The 19,832-nt window shown below is 71.9% G+C and carries 16 protein-coding genes; 3 read left to right on the plus strand and 13 right to left on the minus strand.

Translation table 11 applies throughout. The features are described 5' to 3' along the window. Positions 1-75: 75 nt before the first annotated feature. From IE308_RS08690 to IE308_RS08700, 3 genes are all read right to left on the minus strand, one after another. Positions 76-708 (minus strand): hypothetical protein, encoded by a 633-nt coding sequence (locus tag IE308_RS08690; RefSeq protein WP_110631628.1) that lies wholly within the window; start codon positions 706-708, stop codon positions 76-78. Between the two features lie 68 nt (positions 709-776). Beyond that, positions 777-1,478, minus strand: a complete 702-nt coding sequence (gene rnhB / locus IE308_RS08695; protein WP_190217255.1) for a ribonuclease HII — start codon at positions 1,476-1,478, stop codon at positions 777-779. 82 nt (positions 1,479-1,560) lie between these two features. Then, entirely contained in the window at positions 1,561-2,184 is a 624-nt protein-coding gene (locus tag IE308_RS08700) for a TetR/AcrR family transcriptional regulator (protein ID WP_110631622.1), read from the minus strand. Between the two features lie 224 nt (positions 2,185-2,408). Between IE308_RS08700 and IE308_RS08705 the strand changes: the two genes are divergently transcribed. Then, positions 2,409-3,956, plus strand: a complete 1,548-nt coding sequence (locus IE308_RS08705) for an MFS transporter (protein ID WP_110631617.1) — start codon at positions 2,409-2,411, stop codon at positions 3,954-3,956. A gap of 404 nt (positions 3,957-4,360) precedes the next feature. Here IE308_RS08705 and IE308_RS08710 read toward each other — a convergent pair whose 3' ends face one another. From IE308_RS08710 to IE308_RS08720, 3 genes are all read right to left on the minus strand, one after another. Beyond that, a complete protein-coding gene (locus IE308_RS08710; protein WP_190217256.1) occupies positions 4,361-5,266 on the minus strand; it encodes an ADP-ribosylglycohydrolase family protein in 906 nt (301 codons plus the stop codon). Between the two features lie 64 nt (positions 5,267-5,330). Next, positions 5,331-5,990: a histidine phosphatase family protein gene (locus tag IE308_RS08715; protein WP_110631611.1), complete on the minus strand. Its 660-nt coding sequence runs from the start codon at positions 5,988-5,990 to the stop codon at positions 5,331-5,333. Positions 5,991-6,082: 92 nt separating this feature from the next. Further along, on the minus strand, positions 6,083-6,688 hold the full coding sequence (locus IE308_RS08720; RefSeq protein WP_110631608.1) for a YdbC family protein: 606 nt from the start codon (positions 6,686-6,688) through the stop codon (positions 6,083-6,085). A gap of 170 nt (positions 6,689-6,858) precedes the next feature. On the opposite strand from IE308_RS08720, the gene IE308_RS08725 reads away from it, so the two are divergent. Next, the gene (locus tag IE308_RS08725; RefSeq protein ID WP_190217257.1) at positions 6,859-7,392 is read left to right on the plus strand and encodes a TerD family protein; all 534 of its coding nucleotides are present in this window, start codon (positions 6,859-6,861) and stop codon (positions 7,390-7,392) included. Between the two features lie 21 nt (positions 7,393-7,413). Here IE308_RS08725 and IE308_RS08730 read toward each other — a convergent pair whose 3' ends face one another. The 3 genes from IE308_RS08730 to nrdR all read right to left on the minus strand — a co-directional run bounded on the left by IE308_RS08730 (position 7,414) and on the right by nrdR (position 11,909). Next, complete coding sequence (locus IE308_RS08730; RefSeq protein WP_190217258.1) at positions 7,414-8,202, minus strand: DUF2785 domain-containing protein; 789 nt, start codon at positions 8,200-8,202, stop codon at positions 7,414-7,416. A gap of 81 nt (positions 8,203-8,283) precedes the next feature. Beyond that, positions 8,284-11,175, minus strand: coding sequence for a vitamin B12-dependent ribonucleotide reductase (locus IE308_RS08735; RefSeq protein WP_110631599.1), 2,892 nt, complete (start codon positions 11,173-11,175; stop codon positions 8,284-8,286). Between the two features lie 167 nt (positions 11,176-11,342). Continuing rightward, positions 11,343-11,909, minus strand: coding sequence for a transcriptional regulator NrdR (gene nrdR, locus IE308_RS08740; protein ID WP_110631596.1), 567 nt, complete (start codon positions 11,907-11,909; stop codon positions 11,343-11,345). A gap of 652 nt (positions 11,910-12,561) precedes the next feature. Here nrdR and lexA point away from each other — a divergent pair. Further along, the gene (lexA, locus tag IE308_RS08745) at positions 12,562-13,341 is read left to right on the plus strand and encodes a transcriptional repressor LexA (protein ID WP_110631594.1); all 780 of its coding nucleotides are present in this window, start codon (positions 12,562-12,564) and stop codon (positions 13,339-13,341) included. A 120-nt stretch (positions 13,342-13,461) separates the two neighbouring features. On the opposite strand, the gene IE308_RS08750 is transcribed toward lexA, so the two are convergent. The 4 genes from IE308_RS08750 to IE308_RS08765 form a co-directional block, all read right to left on the minus strand. Then, on the minus strand, positions 13,462-15,444 hold the full coding sequence (locus tag IE308_RS08750) for an ATP-dependent DNA helicase (protein ID WP_190217259.1): 1,983 nt from the start codon (positions 15,442-15,444) through the stop codon (positions 13,462-13,464). Between the two features lie 158 nt (positions 15,445-15,602). After that, positions 15,603-16,247, minus strand: coding sequence for a GNAT family N-acetyltransferase (locus IE308_RS08755; protein ID WP_373314474.1), 645 nt, complete (start codon positions 16,245-16,247; stop codon positions 15,603-15,605). 14 nt (positions 16,248-16,261) lie between these two features. Beyond that, positions 16,262-18,109, minus strand: a complete 1,848-nt coding sequence (locus IE308_RS08760) for an IucA/IucC family protein (RefSeq protein WP_190217260.1) — start codon at positions 18,107-18,109, stop codon at positions 16,262-16,264. Continuing rightward, positions 18,106-19,578 carry an aminotransferase class III-fold pyridoxal phosphate-dependent enzyme gene (locus IE308_RS08765; protein ID WP_308440085.1) on the minus strand — a complete coding sequence of 491 codons (1,473 nt, stop codon included), beginning with the start codon at positions 19,576-19,578 and terminating at the stop codon, positions 18,106-18,108. Before IE308_RS08765 ends, IE308_RS08760 begins: the two co-directional genes overlap by 4 nt. Between the last annotated feature and the right edge of the window lie 254 nt (positions 19,579-19,832).

Genomic DNA, 19,832 nt, shown 5'->3' on the forward strand with positions numbered 1-19,832 from the left:
GCCCCTGCAGGCATGCCCGGACGGGCACCCCGCGGAGAACCGCGGAGAACCGAACGCCTCTGGGGCAGGAACGCCTCAGACGCCCGCGCCCAGCACCGAGTTGATCTGCTGCGGGTCACCGCAGACGATCAGCAGGGCGCCGGCCTTGCTGTGGGCGAGCGACAGGGCGGTCGCGGCCGCCGCGTCGCTGCCGCCGTTGACGGCGACGACGACCACGGGGCGGGAGGCGGCACGGCCGGCCACGGCGGCATCGGCGTAGAAGACGTCGTCGCGTGCGTCGTGCTGCGCCCAGTAGGAGGCGTCGCCGAAGGACAGCTCGTGGGTGGCCCAGGGGTGCTGTTCGCCGGTGGTGACGACCAGGACGTCACCGGGGGCGCGACCGGAGTCGAGGAGCAGGTCCACGGCTTCCTCGGCCGCGTCCAGCGCGCCCTCGGCGGAGGCCGGGATCAGCTGGATCTGCGCGGACGCCGGGGCGTCGGCGGAGGGAGCGGGGCCCGTCGGACCGGGGTGCGGAGCGGCGACGTCACGGGGCGTGCGCTGCACCGGCGGGGTGGGGCGGAGGGGGCCGGGCCGGCCTGGACGCGGCGGGGCCGCGGGGCGGGGGCCGGGTACGGGGCGAGGGGTCGGCGCGGTGCGGCCACTGGCCGGGGTGGCGCGGGGACCCTGGGCACTCTCGTGAATCTGAGGCTCCTCGGGAATGAGAGGCATGAGCTGATATTTATCAAACGTTGGTGCGGCTCACGTGAACGGGTGGCACGTGAGTGCGGGCGGAACGGTCAGAAATCGAAGCCGAGCTGGCCCTCGATCGCCGGAACGCGTTCTTCCGCCCAGCTGCGGGCCTTCTTGAGGTGCCGCCACTGGGGCAGCGCATCAAGATACGCCCACGACAACCGGTGGTAGGGGGTGGGGCCCCACTCCTCCAGTGCGGCCTTGTGCACCGGCGACGGGTATCCGGCGTTGTCCGCAAAACCGAAGTGTGCATGTTCGCTGCCCAGTTCGGCCATCATTTTGTCGCGTTCGACCTTCGCGATCACCGAGGCCGCCGCGACCGCCACACAGGACTGGTCACCCTTGATCACCGTCCGGACCCGCCAGGGGTTGCCGAGGTAGTCGTGCTTCCCGTCGAGGATCACGGCGTCCGGGCGGACCGGCAGCGCGTCCAGCGCGCGGACGGCCGCGAGCCGCAGGGCCGCCGTCATCCCCATGTCGTCGATCTCCTCGGGCGAGGCGTGCCCGAGGGCGTACGACGTCACCCATGTCTGGAGTATCTCGGCGAGCGCCGAACGCCGTTTGATGGTGAGGAGCTTGGAGTCGGTGAGTCCCTCGGGGGGCCGGCGCAGTCCGGTGACCGCCGCGCACACGGTGACGGGACCGGCCCAGGCACCGCGCCCCACCTCGTCGACACCTGCGATGATCTTCGCTCCGGTCGTGGCGCGCAGGGAGCGCTCGACGGCGTGAGTAGGTGCTTCGTACGGCATGGCGCCCTTAGCGTACGCCGCCCGGATCGGCGCGCGACACCCCGGTTTCCCGCAGCCGGCGCCGACCCCTCGCGCGGGCCGCTCAGGGGCTGTCCGGACGCAGCAGCGGCAGCATCAGGCGGTCGACCATCTCGTCGATCTCCTCGTCACTCCATTCGCTGCCGCACATCTTTGAGCGGTACATCATCATGGCTGGGGCGGCATCCAGCACATAGCTGTTCAGGGCGTCCGGCCGCACTTCTCCCCGCTCGATTCCCCGCTCTATGACGTCCCGGAGCAGTTTGATGGTCGGCTCGACGACCCCTTCGACGATCACGCCATGGAAGCGCTCGACCTGCACGGGATCGCATTCGTGAATGACGGAGCGGAGTGCGAAACCGGGGCGTGAGTACATCGCGTCACGCGCCCTCCGGCACAGCGCCACCAGGTCCGCGCGCACGCTGCCCAGATCCGGTGCCGCCTCGAAGGAGGGCAGCCCCGCCTGCAACGCGTCGGCGACGAGGTCCTCCTTGGAGGGCCAGCGCCGGTAGACCGCCGCCTTGCCGGTCTGGGCGCCGGCGGCGACGCCCTCCATCGTCAGGCCTTTCCAGCCGACGGTGCTGAGCTGCTCCAGGGCGGCATCCAGGATCGCGCGCTCGAGGACGGCGCCGCGCCGGCGGGGGGAGGCCGCCTGAGCGGAGGCGGGCGTCCAGCGCGAAGTAACCATCTGAGTGTCTCCTGCGGACGGATACAGCGGATGTCCGGGGGAGCGGACTTCCGGGGCGGACTTTCCGGGACGGATTTCAGGGGATCGGACCAGGACGCGAGGGCGGCGGGGGACACGCCGGACCATCACATCTAAGTGAACGGTTGCGTTCACTAACGAGGCTCACTACCGTGGTCGTGACAGTGAACGCGAGCGTTCACTAAGCAACTCGTGGGGGATCCATCGTGACAACCTCTCAGCTCATACAGGACAGGAAGCCGGGTGCGGCCCGCCGGGAAGGGCGCCCCGGCATCGCACTCGCCGTCATCGCGGCGTGTCAACTCATGGTCGTACTCGACGCGACGATTGTGAACATCGCACTCCCGCACATTCAAGCCGCTCTCGACTTCAGCACGACCGACCTCACCTGGGTCGTCAGTGCCTACACGCTCACCTTCGGCGGTCTGCTGCTGCTCGGCGGACGGGCCGGTGACATTCTCGGGCGCCGCCGGGTCTTCATGACCGGCATCCTGCTGTTCACCCTGGCCTCGCTGCTCGGCGGACTCGCTCAGGAGCCCTGGCAGTTGCTGGCCGCCCGGGTGCTGCAGGGCATGGGTGGCGCGATCGCGTCGCCCACCTCGCTGGCGCTGATCACCACCACGTTCCCGGAGGGCCCGGAGCGCAACCGGGCCTTCGGCGTCTTCGCCGCGGTCTCGGCCGGCGGCGGTGCGATCGGCCTGCTCGCGGGCGGCATGCTCACCGAGTGGCTGGACTGGCGCTGGGTGCTGTTCGTGAACGTGCCCATCGGCCTGCTGATCGCCGTGCTCACGCCGCTGTACATCAACGAGTCGGAACGGCACACCGGCCGGTTCGACATCGCGGGCGCCGCCACCTCGACGGCCGGCATGGCCCTGCTCGTCTACGGCTTCATCCGCGCGGCCGACGAGGGCTGGCGGGACAACCTGACCATCGGGTCCTTCGCCGCGGCCGTGGTGCTGCTGCTCGCGTTCGCCTTCATCGAGTCGCGTGCCAAGGAGCCGATCACCCCGCTGCGGATGTTCGCCGACCGCAACCGCTCGGGCACCTATGTGATCATGCTGAGCCTCGCCGCGGCGATGTTCGGGATGTTCTTCTACATCGTGCTCTTCGTGCAGAACGTGCTCGGCTACAGCCCGATCGAGGCGGGCCTCGCCTTCCTGCCGGTCACGGTGGTGATCGCGGTGGGCGCCGGTCTGTCGCAGCGGTTCCTGCCGGTCCTCGGCCCCAAGCCGTTCATGGTCGCGGGCTCGACGCTGGCGCTGATCGGGCTGGCCTGGCAGGCCCTGATCAGCTCCGACAGCACCTACGTCGGCGGGGTCCTCGGACCGATGCTGGTGTTCGGCTTCGGCATGGGCCTGAACTTCGTCACGCTGACCGTCACCGCGGTCTCCGGGGTCGCCCACCACGAGGCAGGTGCCGCCTCCGGTCTGCTCAACACCACCCAGCAGGTGGGCGGCTCGCTCGGCCTGTCGATCCTGACGACGGTCTTCGGCTCGGCCAGCAGGAACGAGGCGGAGAAGCAGGTGCCGCGCTTCCTGGCGGAAGGCTCGCCCGAGCAGAAGGCCGAGTTCGCAAAGACGCACCAGCTGCCCGCGCCCTGGGGACACGAGGTCCTCGCCCAGGGCATCTCCATGGGCTTCGTCGCGGCTGCCGCCATGGCCGTCCTGGCCCTGCTGACGGCCGGCCTGGTCATCAAGGTCCGCAAGAGCGACCTGGAGGCCCTGTCGGGGACGGCGGGCCCGGCGATCGGCTGATCCCGCGCGGAACGCGCGGTACCGCGGATGACCGGACCCTGTCCGGAGGACCGACGGCGAGGACGCCGGTCCGGTCATCCACACCAAGCCCGCGACGACCGACAGCAGCACCCCGCACACCGCCCAGAACAACACGCTCCGCATCCGGCCCACCGGACCACCACCCCCTGCCGTTCCGCCCGCATCAGCGCCCGGCCACCGGCCGACGCAGTCCTACGCGACTCCGCCGAGCACCTGTTGCACAGCGGATACCCGGGCAACGGACGGTGGTCACGGAGAGTTCCCAGCGACCACACACGGCGACCACACACGGTTTCCGAGGCCGGCTACGGAAAGCGCTCATCCCCGAAGCGCTCCACCCGGCCGGCACACGATCGCCCCCGATCGGCAGGCACGGCTGAGGCTCAGACCGCCCCGGGCACCCACTCCGGCAGCGCTTCCGTCCGCTCCGCCCACTCCGCGGGCGGAGCCCCCGCCTTGCCCGCGGCCAGCACGCCGCCGACGATGGCGCAGGTGGTGTCGACATCGCCGCCGACCTGCGCGGTCGTCCAGAACGCCGCCTCGTAGTCCCCGAGGGAGCGTGCGGCCGACCACAGGGCGAAGGGCACAGTGTCATGGGCGGTCGTACGGCGGCCGCAGCCCAGCACGGCCGCCACGGTGCCCGGGTCGCCGTAGTCGAGCATGTCCCGGGCGCGCCGCAGGCCCGCGCCGACGGCGCTCTTCGGGACGAGAGCGATCACACCGTCGAGCAGGGCCTCGGGCGCGGGTGGCCCGCCGGGCGCGGCGGCCAGGGAGGCGGCCGCGGCCACGGCCATGGCGCCCACGACGGCCTCGCGGTGCTGATGGGTGGGGTAGGCGGAGATCTCGGCCTGGTGGGTCGCCTGCTCGGGGTCGTCGGCGTACCAGGCGCCCAGCGGGGCGATCCGCATCGCCGCGCCGTTGCCCCAGGAGCCCTGCCCGTTGAACAGGGCCGCGGCCAGCTCGCGCCAGTCGCCGCCCTCGCGGACGAGGCGCAGCAGCCGGTTGACGGCGGGGCCGTAGCCGCGGTCGAAGTCGTGGTGGTCGGCGAAGGAGCGGGCCAGGGCGTCCTGGTCGATGCGGTGGTGGGCGGCGAGCACCGCGACGACGGAGCAGGCCATCTCCGTGTCGTCGGTCCACTGCCAGGGGCCGGAGGGCAGCTCGCGGCGCTTGAGCAGCGGGTAGTTCACCGGGACGAAGAACTGGGAGCCCAGCGCGTCCCCCACCGCGAGTCCGCGCAGGCTGGCGAGGGCGCGCTCGAGGCGCCCTTCGGAGGAGGAGTCAGCGGTCATCGCCCTGCCACTCTAGTTCGTCGCCCGTCTCTCCAGCACCCGCCACTGTCCGGTGATCCCGTGGCTACCCGGTGATCCCGTACGGTTCCGGGTCGCGCCAGCGGTCGAAGGGCCGGTCGAGGGTGTACTTGCCGTCGTCCCCGAGAACGAGCATCCGCATCTCGGCGTTCCCGGGGTTGGACAGCGACTCGAACTCCGCGACCGTCCAGTGGAACCAGCGCATGCAGAACAGCCGCATGGCGAGTCCGTGGGTGACGAGCAGGACGTTCGGCGGATGGTCGGGGGCCTCGAAGCTGCGGAAGAGGCTTTCCAGGAAGTTGCCGACCCGGTCGTAGACGTCGGCGCCGGACTCGCCCTGGGCGAAGCGGTAGAAGAAGTGGCCGTAGGCGTCCCGGTAGGCCTTCTGGAGGCGTACGTCGTCGCGGTCCTGCCAGTTCCCCCAGTCCTGTTCGCGCAGCCGCGGCTCCTCGCGTACCCGTATCAGCTCGGGGTCGAGGTGGAAGGCCCGCAGGGTTTCGTGGGTGCGGCGGTAGGGCGAGACGTACACGCTGACGCGTTCGCGGCCGAACACCTCGCGCAGGGTCTTGCCGGTCTCCTCGGCCTGCCGCCGGCCCCGCTCGGTCAGTGCGAGGGCGTGGTCGGGTTCGCGTTCGTAGACGGTGTCATCAACATTGCCCGTTGACTCCCCGTGCCGGACAAGGACGATGCGCCGTGGTCGTGCCATGCCGAAACCCTAGATCGGGTGACGGCCGGTCGAGCACTCGTACGGGCTCCATACGGCGTATGTCACACGGAACACGTCAAACCGGCCGCACGTCAGACCGTCCAGCTCGGCTCCAGTTCCACGATCTCGCCCGACAGGGAGGCCACGTCCGCCTCCGTCTGGGCGCGCAGCGCGAGCCGCTCCACCCGCTCGGTGCGGTACTTGCCGTGCTCGGCGGCCGACCGCCACATGGACAGCACCAGGAACTCGTGGCCGGGCGCCTCCGCGAACAGGCCGCGGATCATGCCGGGCGAACCGGCCATCGCCGGGTTCCAGACCTTCTCCTGCATCAGCGTGAAGTGCTCGACGCGCTCCTCGTGGATCCGGCACAGCGCGACCCGGATCAGGTCCGCGTCGGTGAACCGCGGCTCGAAGCCGGTCTTCACGTCGAAGCGGTAGTCGAAGAGCCTGACCTGGGCGTCCTTGAACGTGCCGGCCTGGGCCGCGGCCAGCCGGTCGTGGGAGCGGGCCATGAAGGAGTCGTAGAAGGCGCGGCTCTCCCAGAAGGCGAAGATGTTCGCCACGGAGGGCCGCTCCCGGCTCCAGCCACCACCCTGCCCCCGAAACCCCGGCTCCCCCGGAAGCCCCGCCCACTTCCGCTGCCCCCGCTCGAAGCCTCGGCGGTCCACCACGGTGCAGCGAATCCACTTGACCAGCACCGCGCCATCGTAAGGCCCGGGAACGCGGCACGGGCCGCCTCGGCGACAGACCACCCGGGCGAGCGGGCACGCGCGCGTGGCAGGATGGACAACCGGCCCTGACGACCGGGCAGTTCGGGCGAGGGGCGCGCGCAGGCGGGGAAGACTCAGGGAAAAGAGGGGGGAGTCCGGTGAACGGCCTCAGCAAGGGAATCCAGAAGGTCGAGGTCTCGCTGAGGTGGGACCCGAGCCCGGCCGGTGAGCCCGCGACCGACCTGGACCTGGTCGCCGCGACGTACGCGGCCGGCGATCCGTACGGCGACCCCGTCTATGTCGTGCACTTCGACAGCCGCTCGCCGGACGGCACGATCACGCTGAACCGGGACAGCACGGACGGCAGGGGCTTCGGCTGGGACGAGGTCATGACGCTGGAGCTGAACCGGCTCGACGGCCGGTACGCGCGCGTGGTGGTCGGTGTCGTCATCCAGCAGCGCACCGCGCCCCGGACGTTCGTGGGCGTGCGGGGTCCGGGGCTGCGGATACGTGAGGGTTACACCGTGCTGTTCGAGGACGATTTCGGCGGTGTGCTGGGCGCGACGGCGGCGACGGTCGCGGAGTTCAGCCGGGACGGCTCCGGCGGCTGGCAGTTCCGCCCCGGTGTGCACGGCTTCGAGGAGGACCCGGCGGAGTTCACCCGCGCGATGGGCCAGGTCCACCAGCCCTGACGGGCCCGCTCTGCGGCGGCGTCACCCCGTCCACGGCGCCACGATCGCCAGTGTCCCGGCGAGTGCCTCCAGCACGGCCGGCCGGTGGGTGAAACCCCGCGCCGGCTCGTCGGTGTTGCGGGTGCGTACGCCCCGGTCGGCCAGGACGTAGAGCATGCGCAGGGTCCGCATGGTGTTGGAGGCCCAGACGGGTACGGGCCCCGGTTCGCCCTGCCGGAAGGCGTCGGCCACCGGGGTCAGCCAGGCGACCGACGCGGCCTCGGTGAGGTCGGGGTGGCACAGGACGCGGGCGAGCGCGTACGCGATGCGGTCGTCCTCCTGCGCGTCGAAGAGATGGTCCGTCGGGGCGAGCAGGCGGGCGACGGCCAGATCGGCCAGCGGCCGCGGATCCTGCCCGGGCCGCGCCGCCAGCGCGGCCAGCAGGTCGGCGCCGTGGGCGGCGGCGTGCAGCCAGCCGAGCCGAGGGTCCCAGCCGCGCAGATCCGTTTCCGCCGGGTACCAGGCGGCGAAGGCCTCCCACCACGGGACCCGCCACTCCCCCGCGTCGGCGATGCGGGCGAGGATCAGCGGGGCGAAGGTCCGGGCCTGCACGGCGGGATCGGTGAAGCGTACGGCCATACGGTCCCCGAGGTTCCGCCGTTCCTCCTCGTCCAGCTGCGGTATCCAGCGCACGGCCGTGAGATAGGCACCGTCGTCGCGGACCGCGGGGTCGGGTGAACTCAGGTCCTCCGCAAGGGCGTCGAGGGCCGCGGCACGCGCCGCGCCGGTCAGCTCGCGGATCTCCCCGGAGTACTGCCGCACATCGCTCATGCGCGAAGCCTACGGATGCGCTCGGGAACGAGGCGAGGGGCGCCGACCCGTGGCCGGCGCCCCTCTCAGTCACTGCTCAGGTCAGCTGCAGCCGCTGGTCGAGCCGCAGCCCTCGCAGATGTAGCAGGAACCGGCCCGCTGCATCTTCGTACCGCAGGAGAAGCACAGCGGGGCGTCGGCCTGGATGCCCAGCTGCATCTCCACCAGCTCCGCGTTGGTGTGGGCCTGCTGCGGGGCCGGCTTGGTGGCGCCGGTGTCCGCCTTCGGCGTGGCGACGGCCTTCAGCTCCTGGGAGCGGGGCGCCGACTGGGCCAGGCCCTCGACGTCGACCTCGTCGTCGGCCGGCTCGTAGGAGCCGGTCTCCAGGTGGCGCTGGCGCTCCTCGGCGGAGTGGATGCCGAGCGCGGAGCGCGTCTCGAAGGGCAGGAAGTCCAGCGCCAGGCGGCGGAAGATGTAGTCGACGATCGACTGCGCCATCCGCACGTCCGGGTCGTCGGTCATGCCGGCCGGCTCGAAGCGCATGTTGGTGAACTTCGAGACGTACGTCTCCAGCGGCACGCCGTACTGGAGGCCGACCGAGACGGCGATGGAGAAGGCGTCCATCATGCCCGCGAGGGTCGAACCCTGCTTGGACATCTTCAGGAAGACCTCGCCGAGACCGTCGTCCGGGTAGGAGTTGGCGGTCATGTAGCCCTCGGCGCCGCCGACGGTGAAGGACGTGGTGATGCCGGGACGTCCCTTCGGGAGGCGCTTGCGGACCGGGCGGTACTCGACGACCTTCTCGACCTTGGTCTCGACCGCGGCGGGCTCCTCGGCCTTCTTCTCCTCCGTCTCCTTCTTCTTGGCGGAGAGCGGCTGGCCGACCTTGCAGTTGTCGCGGTAGATGGCGAGCGCCTTGACGCCCAGCTTCCAGGCCTCGAAGTAGATCTCCTCGACCTCCTCGACGGTCGCCGACTCCGGCATGTTGACCGTCTTGGAGATGGCGCCGGAGATCCACGGCTGGATCGCGGCCATCATGCGGACGTGGCCCATCGGGGAGATGGCGCGCTCGCCCATGGCGCAGTCGAACACCTCGTAGTGCTCGGTCTTGAGGCCGGGGGCGTCGATCACATTGCCGTGCTCGGCGATGTGGGCGACGATCGCCTCGATCTGCTCCTCCTGGTAGCCCAGGCGGCGCAGGGCCTGCGGGACGGTGCCGTTGACGATCTGCATCGAGCCGCCGCCGACCAGCTTCTTGAACTTGACCAGGGCGAGGTCGGGCTCGACACCGGTGGTGTCGCAGGACATCGCCAGGCCGATGGTGCCGGTCGGGGCGAGGACGGACGCCTGGGCGTTGCGGAAGCCGTTCTTGTCGCCGATGCGGACGACGTCCTGCCAGGCCTCCGTGGCGGCGGCCCAGACGGGGGTGTCCAGGTCGTCCATGCGGACGGCCTTGGAGTTGGCGTCGGCGTGCTGCTTCATGACGCGCTTGTGGGCGTCGGCGTTGCGGGCGTAGCCGTCGTACGGGCCGACGACCGCGGCGAGTTCGGCGGAGCGGCGGTAGGCGGTGCCGGTCATCAGGGAGGTGATGGCACCGGCGAGGGCGCGGCCGCCGTCGGAGTCGTAGGCGTGGCCGGTCGCCATCAGCAGGGCGCCGAGGTTGGCGTAGCCGATGCCGAGCTGGCGGAAGGCGCGGGTGTTCTCGCCGATCTTCTGGGTCGGGAAGTCCGCGAAGCAGATCGAGATGTCCATCGCGGTGATGACCAGCTCGACGACCTTCTGGAAGCGCTCGGTCTCGAAGGACTGGTTGCCCTTGCCGTCGTCCTTCAGGAACTTCATCAGGTTCAGCGAGGCGAGGTTGCAGGACGTGTTGTCCAGGTGCATGTACTCGCTGCACGGGTTCGACGCGGTGATCCGGCCGGACTCGGGGCAGGTGTGCCAGTTGTTGATGGTGTCGTCGTACTGGATGCCGGGGTCGGCGCAGGCCCAGGCGGCCTCGGCGATCTTGCGGAAGAGCGCCTTGGCGTCGACCTCCTCGATGACCTCGCCGGTCATCCGGGCGCGCAGGCCGAACTTGCCGCCCTGCTCGACGGCCTTCATGAACTCGTCGTTCACGCGGACCGAGTTGTTGGCGTTCTGGTACTGGACGGACGTGATGTCGTCGCCGCCCAGGTCCATGTCGAAGCCCGCGTCGCGCAGGACGCGGATCTTCTCCTCCTCCTTGACCTTGGTCTCGATGAAGTCCTCGATGTCGGGGTGGTCGACGTCGAGCACGACCATCTTGGCGGCGCGGCGGGTGGCGCCACCGGACTTGATGGTGCCGGCGGAGGCGTCGGCGCCGCGCATGAAGGAGACCGGGCCGGAGGCGTTGCCGCCGGAGGAGAGCAGCTCCTTGGAGGAGCGGATGCGGGACAGGTTCAGGCCGGCGCCCGAACCGCCCTTGAAGATCATGCCCTCTTCCTTGTACCAGTCGAGGATCGACTCCATGGAGTCGTCGACGGACAGGATGAAGCAGGCGGAGACCTGCTGCGGCTGGGGCGTGCCGACGTTGAACCAGACGGGGCTGTTGAAGCTGAAGATCTGGTGCAGGAGGGCGTAGGCCAGCTCGTGCTCGAAGATCTCGGCGTCGGCGGGCGAGGCGAAGTACTTGTAGTCCTCACCGGCCTTCCGGTACGTCTTCACGATGCGGTCGATCAGCTGCTTGAGGCTGGTCTCGCGCTGCGGGGTGCCGACGGCACCGCGGAAGTACTTGCTGGTGACGATGTTGACCGCGTTCACCGACCAGAAGTCGGGGAACTCGACGCCACGCTGCTCGAAGTTGACCGAGCCGTCGCGCCAGTTGGTCATGACGACGTCACGGCGCTCCCACTGGACCTCGTCGTACGGGTGTACGCCGGGGGTGGTGTGGATGCGCTCGATGTGCAGCCCCTTGTTACCCGCCTTGGTGCCCTTGGATCGGGAACCTCGTGCCGGACCGCTCGCCGTCTCTGTCATGCCGCCTCCCTGGTACGGGCGAAAACGCCCTGAAGTGCCCCGATGTTCCCGTGGCACGGTGTTCTGTCTGGTGTTGCGGGCACCCTCTGCCTGCCGCCCGCAACAGGTCTTCTCATCGCCGCCGCCCGGCCGGACCCGGTCCTCGCGATCCGGTTCCGGCCCGCCGGTCAGTCGGCGGCGTGGGCGGGCTCGGGGACCTGGACCGTCCCGTCGGGCCCGCGCTCGTCTTCCTGGCTCCCCGCGGCCGCGCCTTCGTCCGCGCGGTCGCCCTCGGCCGCGGCGGGGCGCCCCGTCTGTTCCCTGAGTTCCGCGATCGCGGCCTCGAAGTCCTCCAGCGAGTCGAACGCCTTGTAGACCGAGGCGAACCGCAGATAGGCGACGAGGTCGAGCTCCTGCAGCGGACCGAGTATGGCCAGGCCCACGTCGTGGGTGGTCAGCTCGGCGCTGCCGGTGGCCCGCACCGCCTCCTCGACGCGCTGGCCGAGCTGGGCGAGCGCGTCCTCGGTCACCGGCCGCCCCTGGCACGCCTTGCGCACGCCGTTGATGACCTTGGTGCGGCTGAAGGGTTCGGTGACTCCGGACCGCTTGATCACCATCAGTGAGCACGTCTCCACCGTCGTGAAACGACGGGAGCAGTCAGGACACTGGCGGCGCCTGCGGATCGACGTGCCGTCGTCGGTCGTACGGCTGTCGACCACACGGCTGTCGGGGTGCCTGCAGAAGGGGCAGTGCATGGACTCCAACCCTCCTCACAGCAGACTCAATAGCCTCGTCGGGCCTCATGGGCCCCTCGAAGCAGGCACCAGCATAGGCGATCGCTGGCGGTCCGGAGACCGGGGGGACCACAACTTCTGGGCCGCTGTAGCCATCCAACCACTAGATGTGGGGATTGGCTCATACATGCACGCCACGCGCGCGTGTCGCGCACGGACTCCGTAGACGCACGGCCGGGCTCCGCGCAGGACACGGGCCCGGTCTCCGCGGAGACCCTGGCGCGGGCTCCGGGGAAACACGCGCGTGCACGGCCGTATCGCCGCCGCGCGGGACGCCGTATCGTTCCGGCACATCACGGAGAAACCGTGGGCGCCCGACGGAGATCGCGTGGGACTCCGGCAGAGAGCGGTACCCGCTGCCGGGCCGACGGGGATCCGGGTGGCAGACTGGGGCCCGCCCCGGACGGTTCGCGAGGTCGGCGCCCCGGCGGTGAAGAGTACAACAATGGGCCCTTTTGTCCGTGCATCGCCCGGGCGACGCAGGGTCGGCCATACACCTCATCACCTGATCACGTCAGGCGAAACGCGTTTTTTCACTCGAACGTGTGTTTGGCGCAACCTTTCGAAAGCAACTACCGTTGTGCTGGCAGGGAGACCACCGAGAGGGGCCGACGTGACCACCACCGCAGACAGTGCCACCATCACCGCCCAGGACCGCTCCCAGGGCCGACTCGAGCCGGTACACGTGATGAACGAGACCACGAATCCGGAGGGGCACAAGCGCTCCCTGCCGGGCCGACCTCCAGGGATCCGGGCGGACAGCTCCGGACTCACCGACCGGCAGCGCCGGGTGATCGAGGTCATCCGGGACTCGGTGCAGCGGCGGGGATACCCGCCGTCGATGCGCGAGATCGGCCAGGCCGTGGGCCTGTCCAGCACCTCCTCCGTGGCCCACCAGCTGATGGCACTGGAGCGCAAGGGCTTCCTGCGCCGCGACCCGCACCGCCCGCGCGCGTACGAGGTGCGCGGCTCCGACCAGGCCGCCTCGGTGCAGCCCACGGACACCGCCGGCAAGCCCGCCGCATCGTACGTGCCGCTGGTCGGCCGGATCGCCGCCGGTGGCCCGATCCTCGCCGAGGAGTCCGTCGAGGACGTCTTCCCGCTCCCCCGGCAGCTCGTCGGCGACGGTGAGCTGTTCGTCCTCAAGGTCGTCGGTGACTCCATGATCGAGGCCGCGATCTGCGACGGCGACTGGGTGACCGTCCGCCGCCAGCCCGTCGCCGAGAACGGCGACATCGTCGCCGCCATGCTGGACGGCGAGGCCACCGTGAAGCGCTTCAAGCGCGAGGACGGCCATGTCTGGCTGCTCCCGCACAACGCCGCCTACGAGCCCATCCCCGGCGACGACGCGACCATCCTCGGCAAGGTGGTGGCCGTCCTGCGCCGCGTCTGACGACCGCCGCGCAAGCAGCCACACCAGCACAACGGGCGGTCTCGCCGCCCCGCTCCCTGACTGGGCCCCGGGACCCCTGCGCCGGTTCCGGGGCCCTGGGCTGTCCGGGCCCCGCTCCCCCTACGCCTTCTCCGCCTCCGTCTGCCGGGCCGTCGCGTCGATCGCGGCCAGGGACCTGCGGACCTGGTTGCGGTCCGTCGTGTACCAGAAGTCCGGCAGCGAGGCCTTCAGATAGCCGCCGTAGCGGGCCGTCGCGAGACGCGGGTCGAGTACGGCGACCACGCCGCGGTCGCCCGAGGCGCGGACCAGACGGCCCGCGCCCTGGGCCATGAGCAGCGCGGCGTGGGTCGCGGCGACCGCCATGAAGCCGTTGCCGCCGGCGTCCTCCACCGCCTTCTGGCGCGCGCTCATCAGCGGGTCGTCCGGGCGCGGGAACGGGATCTTGTCCATGACCACCAGCTGGCAGCTCGGGCCCGGGACGTCGACGCCCTGCCAGAGCGAGAGCGTGCCGAACAGACACGTCTTCGGGTCGGCCGCGAAGTTCTTGATCAGCTCGCCCAGGGTCTCCTCGCCCTGGAGGAGGATCGGGAACTCCGGGATACGGCCGCGCAGCTCCTCCGCGGCGAGCTGGGCGCCCCGCATCGAGGAGAAGAGGCCGAGCGTGCGCCCGCCGGCCGCCTGGATCAGCTCGGTCAGCTCGTCCAGCATGTCGGCGCGGTCGCCGTCGCGGGCCGGGCGCGCCAGGTGCTTGGCGACGTACAGGATGCCCTGCTTGCGGTAGTCGAACGGGGAGCCGACGTCGACGCCCTTCCACTGCGGGACGTCCTCGCCCTCGGTGCCCTCGGGCGCGAGGCCCAGGGAGGCACCGACGCCGTTGAAGTCGCCGCCCAGCTTCAGCGTGGCGGAGGTGAGGATCACCGAGCGGTCGGCGAAGAGCTTCTCGCGCAGCAGGCCTGAGACGGACATGGGGGCGACGCGCAGGGAGGCGCCGAAGCGGTCGTGCCGCTCGTACCAGACGACGTCCCACTCGGAGCCGTTGACGATCCGCTCCGCCACGTCGTGCACGGTCTCCACCGAGGCGAGGGCCTGCTTGCGGACCGCGTCCTCGTCCTGGACGGACTTGTCGCGGGTGGCGCCGATCGCGGAGATCACCGTGCGGGCGGCGTCGCGCAGCGCCATGAGCGCGTACCCGAGGTCCTCCGGGATCTCCTCCAGTCGGCCCGGCAGGGCCAGCTCCATCAGCTTCTCGAAGCCCTCGGCGGCGGTCTGGAGCTGGTCGGCGGCCTTCTCGTTGACGAGCTTGGCGGCGCGGCGCACCGCGCGGTTGACCTGGCCGGGCGTCAGCTCGCCGGTGGCGACGCCGGTGACCCGGGAGACCAGCTCGTGCGCCTCGTCGACGATCAGCACCTCGTGCTGCGGCAGGACCGGGGCGCCCTCGATCGCGTCGATCGCCAGCAGCGCGTGGTTGGTGACGACGACCTCGGCGAGCTTGGCACGCTCGCGGGCCATCTCGGCGAAGCACTCCGCGCCATAGGCACACTTCGAGGCGCCCAGGCACTCCCGGGAGGACACCGACACCTGGGCCCAGGCCCGGTCGGACACGCCGGGGGTGAGGTCGTCGCGGTCGCCGGACTCGGTCTCGTCCGCCCAGTCGCGCATCCGCAGCAGGTCCTGGCCCAGCTTGCTGGTGGGCGCGGCGGCCTCGAACTGGTCGAACAGGCCCTCCTCCTCGTCCTGCGGCATGCCCTCGTGCAGGCGGTGCAGGCACAGGTAGTTCGACCGGCCCTTGAGCATCGCGAACTCCGGGCGGCGGCGCAGCAGCGGGTGCAGCGCGTCCACGGTGCGCGGCAGGTCCCGCTCCACGAGCTGGCGCTGCAGGGCCAGCGTGGCGGTCGCGACGACCACCCGCTCGCCGTGCGCCAGCGCCGGGACGAGGTAGCCGAGCGACTTGCCGGTGCCTGTGCCGGCCTGCACGAGCAGGTGCGAGCCGTCGTCGATGGCCTCGGCGACGGCCTGGGCCATGGCCACCTGGCCAGGGCGCTCCGTACCGCCGACGGCGCCGACGGCGGCATGGAGGAGTTCGGGGAGTGAGGGCTTCGTCATAGCCCGACCACCCTACGGCCCGGCACTGACAAACGGGTGATCACAGGGAGGGAGAGGGGTGGGTTCAAGACCAGGGTGTTTCGGACGGGAACGGGACGTGGCGAGAGGGATACGCCGTACGACCATTCTGCGCCCGGAGGTGACCGGCGGCCCGCGTCCTACAGCAGGGCCCGCAGCGACCGGTCTCGGATCATGAGCGCGGCCCGTTTCCCGGGCAGCTCGGCCTCGGCCGCAAACCGGAACCCGGCGGTGAGGAAGGCGGCGACGGACGGCGTGTTCCGCACGTCGGGTTCGGCGACGACCCGGGCGCAGGCGGGACGGTGGTCGAGGACCAGGTCGGCAACGGCGCGGATCAGCGTGCCGCCGAGGCCGCGCCCCCGGTCGGCCGGGCCGCCGATGAGCAGATGGATGCCGGTGTCGTCGGTGCGGGCGGGGTAATGCCGGGCCAGCGGATCGAGATCGGCCCGGTAGATCTCCCAGTAGCTCATGGGCGTGCCGTCCAGGACGCCGAGGCAGGGGACGCTGTGCCCGTCGCCGTCGAGCTGGGCGCGTACATGCCGCTCGGTGACGGCGGCCGGGCCGGCCAGCTCCCAGAAGGCGGCGACCACCGGGTCGTTCATCCAGCGGACCAGCAGGGGGAGGTCCCGCTCGACGCGCACGGGGACGAGGCGGAGGGTGCCGACGGGGGTGGAGACCGGGGCCCACGCGCCGATGTCGTCCAACACCGACGCACCCGCACTCCCCCCGCGCACGCCGTCCAACACCGACGCACTCCCCCCGCGCACGCCGTCCACCACCGTCATGCTCCTCTCCGCCCTCACCCGTGCAGGGGATTGGCGATCGTGACGTAGACGGACTGGGTGTCGACCGGGCCGACGAGTTCGTCCAGCCCGTGCAGGCGCGTGAGCAGGTTGGCCTTGCAGCGCAGGACCGGCGAGTCCAGCAGCCGCCCTGGCACGGAGCTGCGCATCCGGCCGGGCCCCGAGGCGGCGCCGGCGAGGAAGCGGCGGAACGCGGCGAGCAGCAGCCGTTCGTCGGCGAGGCGCTGCGCACCGAGCGCGCCGATGAGCCCGAACACGTTGTTGATCGCGAGGTAGTAGGTGAAACGTTCGTCGGTGACGTCGTCCGGGACGAACGTGTCGCTGCGGATTCCGATGCCGGGCAGCCGGGCGTCGAGGTCCGCGCGCCGTGACGCGCGGAAGTAGTAGCCCTGGTTGTCGCGGTAGCGGCCGCCCGCGGGCCAGCCGTCGGCGTCCAGCAGGAGCAGGGTGTTCTGCTGGTGTGCCTCCAGGGCGATGCCCGCCTCGCCGTCCAGCCACAGCACGGGCCGGACCACCTGCTCCAGGTAGCGCAGGAACCACTCGGCGGCCACGGCCCCGCGCGGGCGCCCGCTCCGGGCGGCCAGCCGGGTGAGCACGGCGGCCAGCCGGGACCCGGACGGCGTCCGCTCGGGCGCGACGAGCCCGGCGACGCAGGAGACGTCGTCCGCGGGGGTGAAGGGGTTGTGCCGGATCACCACGTCCAGGCCGGGTACGGGGCCGCCGTCCGGGGCGTCCACGGCGACCCAGGCCGGGTCGCGGACGATGTCGAAGCCCGGATGGGCCGCGTGCCACTCCCGGGCCAGGCCGGTGCGCAGCAGGCGGTGCACCTCCACGCCCCGGTGCAGTTCCTTGCGGAGGTTCTCGCGGCGCGAGTTGGTGATCCGCAGGGCCAGCGACAGCTTGAGCATGGCCGGTGCGCCGGACCGGTACACGGTGCGCACGGAGGAGGTGGGGTGCCAGGGGGCGCCGCACGGACCGAGATCGCGCAGGAGGCCCGCGTCGAGCAGGGCCGCGGTTCCGGGGCGGTGCCGTACCTCGCGCCATTGCCACGGGTGCAGCGGCAGTGGCGCGTACCCGTCGGGCACGGGCAGCCCGGCGCCCGCGAGCCGGGCGGTGAGCCGGTCCGCCGGGACGGGCCGGCCGCGCTCGGTCCACGCGGAGTCGGCGGCGAGCACGGAGGGGGCCACGGCGACCCAGTGCAGGGGGAACGCGCCGCGCGTCTCCGGCGAGTACACCCGTTCCTCGGCCTCCGTGAGCCCCTCGCGGCTCTTCGGGGCCGGGTGCAGCGGGTGTCCAAGGAGCAGCGCCTGTTCCGCCGAGAGGAAGTGGACCGGTCCGTCGGCCGGGTGCTGCCTGCGGTCGTGCAGGAAGACGGCGGTACGGCGGACCGAGTCGGCCACCCGTGCGACGAGGTCGGTGGTGTGGGCGTCGGCGGCGCCCTCGGCCGCCTCCCGGCCGAGCATGGCCGCGACGGTGACCGCGTCGACCGGCCCCGACCGGGCGGGGGCGCCGGCGAGCCGGGCGCGGCCGAAGCGGTGCAGGCCCACCGGGGACCAGTGGCGGACCGGGACGATCAGCGCCGTACCGCCGGCGGGCAGCGCGATGCGCAGCTCGCCGTCGGCGGGGGCGGGGAGCCCGGTCTCGCGGACCCAGCAGCGCAGCAGGTTCTCCACCGTGGCGGCGTCGGCCGCGGTGTGCGGATCGGGGTGGTGGAGCGGATCCGGCCCGAGGCCGTCGGCGGCCTCTTCGTACGGCAGCGGTGCGGCGGATACGCGCTGCCGGGGGACGGTGGCGTCCGGGGCCGGGTGCTGGGGGCCGGCTTCGGTCCGGGGGACGGTGTTCACGGTGCTTCCTCGGAGGGGGTGCGCAGGGCGGCGGCCTGGACGGCGTCGGCGAGCCGGTCCAGTACGGCGGTGGCCTGTTCGTCGGTGATGGTCAGCGGCGGCAGGAGGCGTACGACGCTCGCGTGCCGGCCGCCGAGCCCCACGATCAGGCCGCGCCGCAGACACTCCCGCTGGACGGCCGCGGCGAGTTCGGGGGCGGCGGGCCGGGGCACCGGCCCCGAGCCGGGCGCAAGGGCGGCGTCGCTGGAAGTCACCCCGCCGCCGGGCGCAAGGGCGGCATCCGCGGAAGCCACTCCGCCGCCGAACGCAAGGGCCGCGTCCTCTGAGGTCACCCCACCGCCGGACACGGCGGCGCCGCCCGAGGCACCCGCGCCTGCGCCCTCCCCCTGCACCAGCTCCACGCCGATCATCAGCCCGCGCCCCCGCACCTCCCCGACGCAGGGGAACGCGTCGGCGAGGGCGCGGAGAAGGGACAGCATGCGGGTGCCGAGGTCCGCCGCGCGTTCGGGCAGGCGGTTCTCGCGGACGTACGACAGGGTGGCGGCGCCCGCCGCCATGGCGAGCTGGTTGCCGCGCGGGCCGGGGGCGCGGTCGCCGGGCCGCGCGGTGGCGAGGTCGTCCCGGTAGACGATCGCGGACAGCGGAAGGCTGCCGCCGATCGCGTCGGACAGGACCATCACGTCGGGGGTCACGCCGCTGTGCTGGACGGCCCAGAAGGCGCCGGTGCGTCCGACGCCCGTGTGGATCTCGTCGGCGATGAGCGGCAGGGAGCGCTCGGCGGTGATCCGCCGCATGCGCCGCAGCCAGGCGTCGGGGGCGGGCAGCACACCGCCCTCGCCCTGGACGGCCTCGACGATCATCCCCGCGGGCCGCGGCAGGCCGGACAGCGGGTCGTCGAGGAGCGACTCGGCCCAGCGGGCGGCGAGTTCGGCGCCCTGCGGGCCGCCGATGCCGAACGGGCAGCGGTAGTCCTGCGGGTAGGGCAGCCGGAGAGTCCCGGCTCCGGAGGCAGACCCGACAGGGTCGGCCGCGGCGCCGTGATGGGCGCCCGTGAAGGCGAGGATGCCGGGACGGCCACTGGCCTCGCGGACCAGCCGGAGCGCGGCGTCGACGGCGTCCCGGGCGGCCGGGCCGCAGAACTCCACGCGCGCGTGGCGGGCGAGTCCGGGCGGCAGCGTGCGGACCAGCTCGGCGACGAACGCGTCCTCGACCGGGGTCGCGACACCGAGGACGTGCAGGGGCGCCCCGGAGTCGAGCACCTTGCGGACGGCTTCCAGGACGACGGGGTGGTTGTGCCCGAGCGGCAGCGTGCCCGCCCCGGAGAGGCAGTCCAGGTAGCGGCGGCCGTCCGCGCCCTCGATGGTCAGCCCGCGCGCCCGCACCGGGACGACCGGCAGCGAGCGCGCGTAGGTACGGGCCGCCGGCTCACGGACCGGCTGGCGCCGCGGAATTTCCTCGATCACGGTCACGTTCTCTCTCCTCCCGCCGCAGGACACGGCACCCCGCCCCCGCCCGCGCACCGCCCGCGGGCCCCACCGCTACCAACCACGCACCACCCTCCGGGTTACGGGTCACCAGAAGATCGAATCCCGCACCCTCCGGCACGCTCTCCGCCGGCGCGGCCGCGCGGAGTTGCCCCGGACCCTGCCTTGTAGCCGAACCGTTGCGGACCCGTCGGTGGCCGCCCACAGCGACCGCATAGTGTGTGGTGCCGTTCGCCAAG

Origin of the sequence: Streptomyces griseosporeus (assembly GCF_014656055.1) — a bacterium.
Classification (GTDB): Bacteria; Actinomycetota; Actinomycetes; order Streptomycetales; family Streptomycetaceae; genus Streptomyces; species Streptomyces griseosporeus.

What these genes read in the sequence shown, in the direction of transcription:
- IE308_RS08690 (WP_110631628.1), bottom strand. Translation starts at nt 708, where the DNA reads ATGCCTCTCATTCCCGAGGAGCCTCAGATTCACGAGAGTGCCCAGGGT.
- rnhB (WP_190217255.1), bottom strand. Translation starts at nt 1,478, where the DNA reads ATGCCGTACGAAGCACCTACTCACGCCGTCGAGCGCTCCCTGCGCGCC.
- IE308_RS08700 (WP_110631622.1), bottom strand. Translation starts at nt 2,184, where the DNA reads ATGGTTACTTCGCGCTGGACGCCCGCCTCCGCTCAGGCGGCCTCCCCC.
- IE308_RS08710 (WP_190217256.1), bottom strand. Translation starts at nt 5,266, where the DNA reads ATGACCGCTGACTCCTCCTCCGAAGGGCGCCTCGAGCGCGCCCTCGCC.
- IE308_RS08715 (WP_110631611.1), bottom strand. Translation starts at nt 5,990, where the DNA reads ATGGCACGACCACGGCGCATCGTCCTTGTCCGGCACGGGGAGTCAACG.
- IE308_RS08730 (WP_190217258.1), bottom strand. Translation starts at nt 8,202, where the DNA reads ATGAGCGATGTGCGGCAGTACTCCGGGGAGATCCGCGAGCTGACCGGC.
- IE308_RS08735 (WP_110631599.1), bottom strand. Translation starts at nt 11,175, where the DNA reads ATGACAGAGACGGCGAGCGGTCCGGCACGAGGTTCCCGATCCAAGGGC.
- nrdR (WP_110631596.1), bottom strand. Translation starts at nt 11,909, where the DNA reads ATGCACTGCCCCTTCTGCAGGCACCCCGACAGCCGTGTGGTCGACAGC.
- IE308_RS08750 (WP_190217259.1), bottom strand. Translation starts at nt 15,444, where the DNA reads ATGACGAAGCCCTCACTCCCCGAACTCCTCCATGCCGCCGTCGGCGCC.
- IE308_RS08755 (WP_373314474.1), bottom strand. Translation starts at nt 16,247, where the DNA reads ATGACGGTGGTGGACGGCGTGCGCGGGGGGAGTGCGTCGGTGTTGGAC.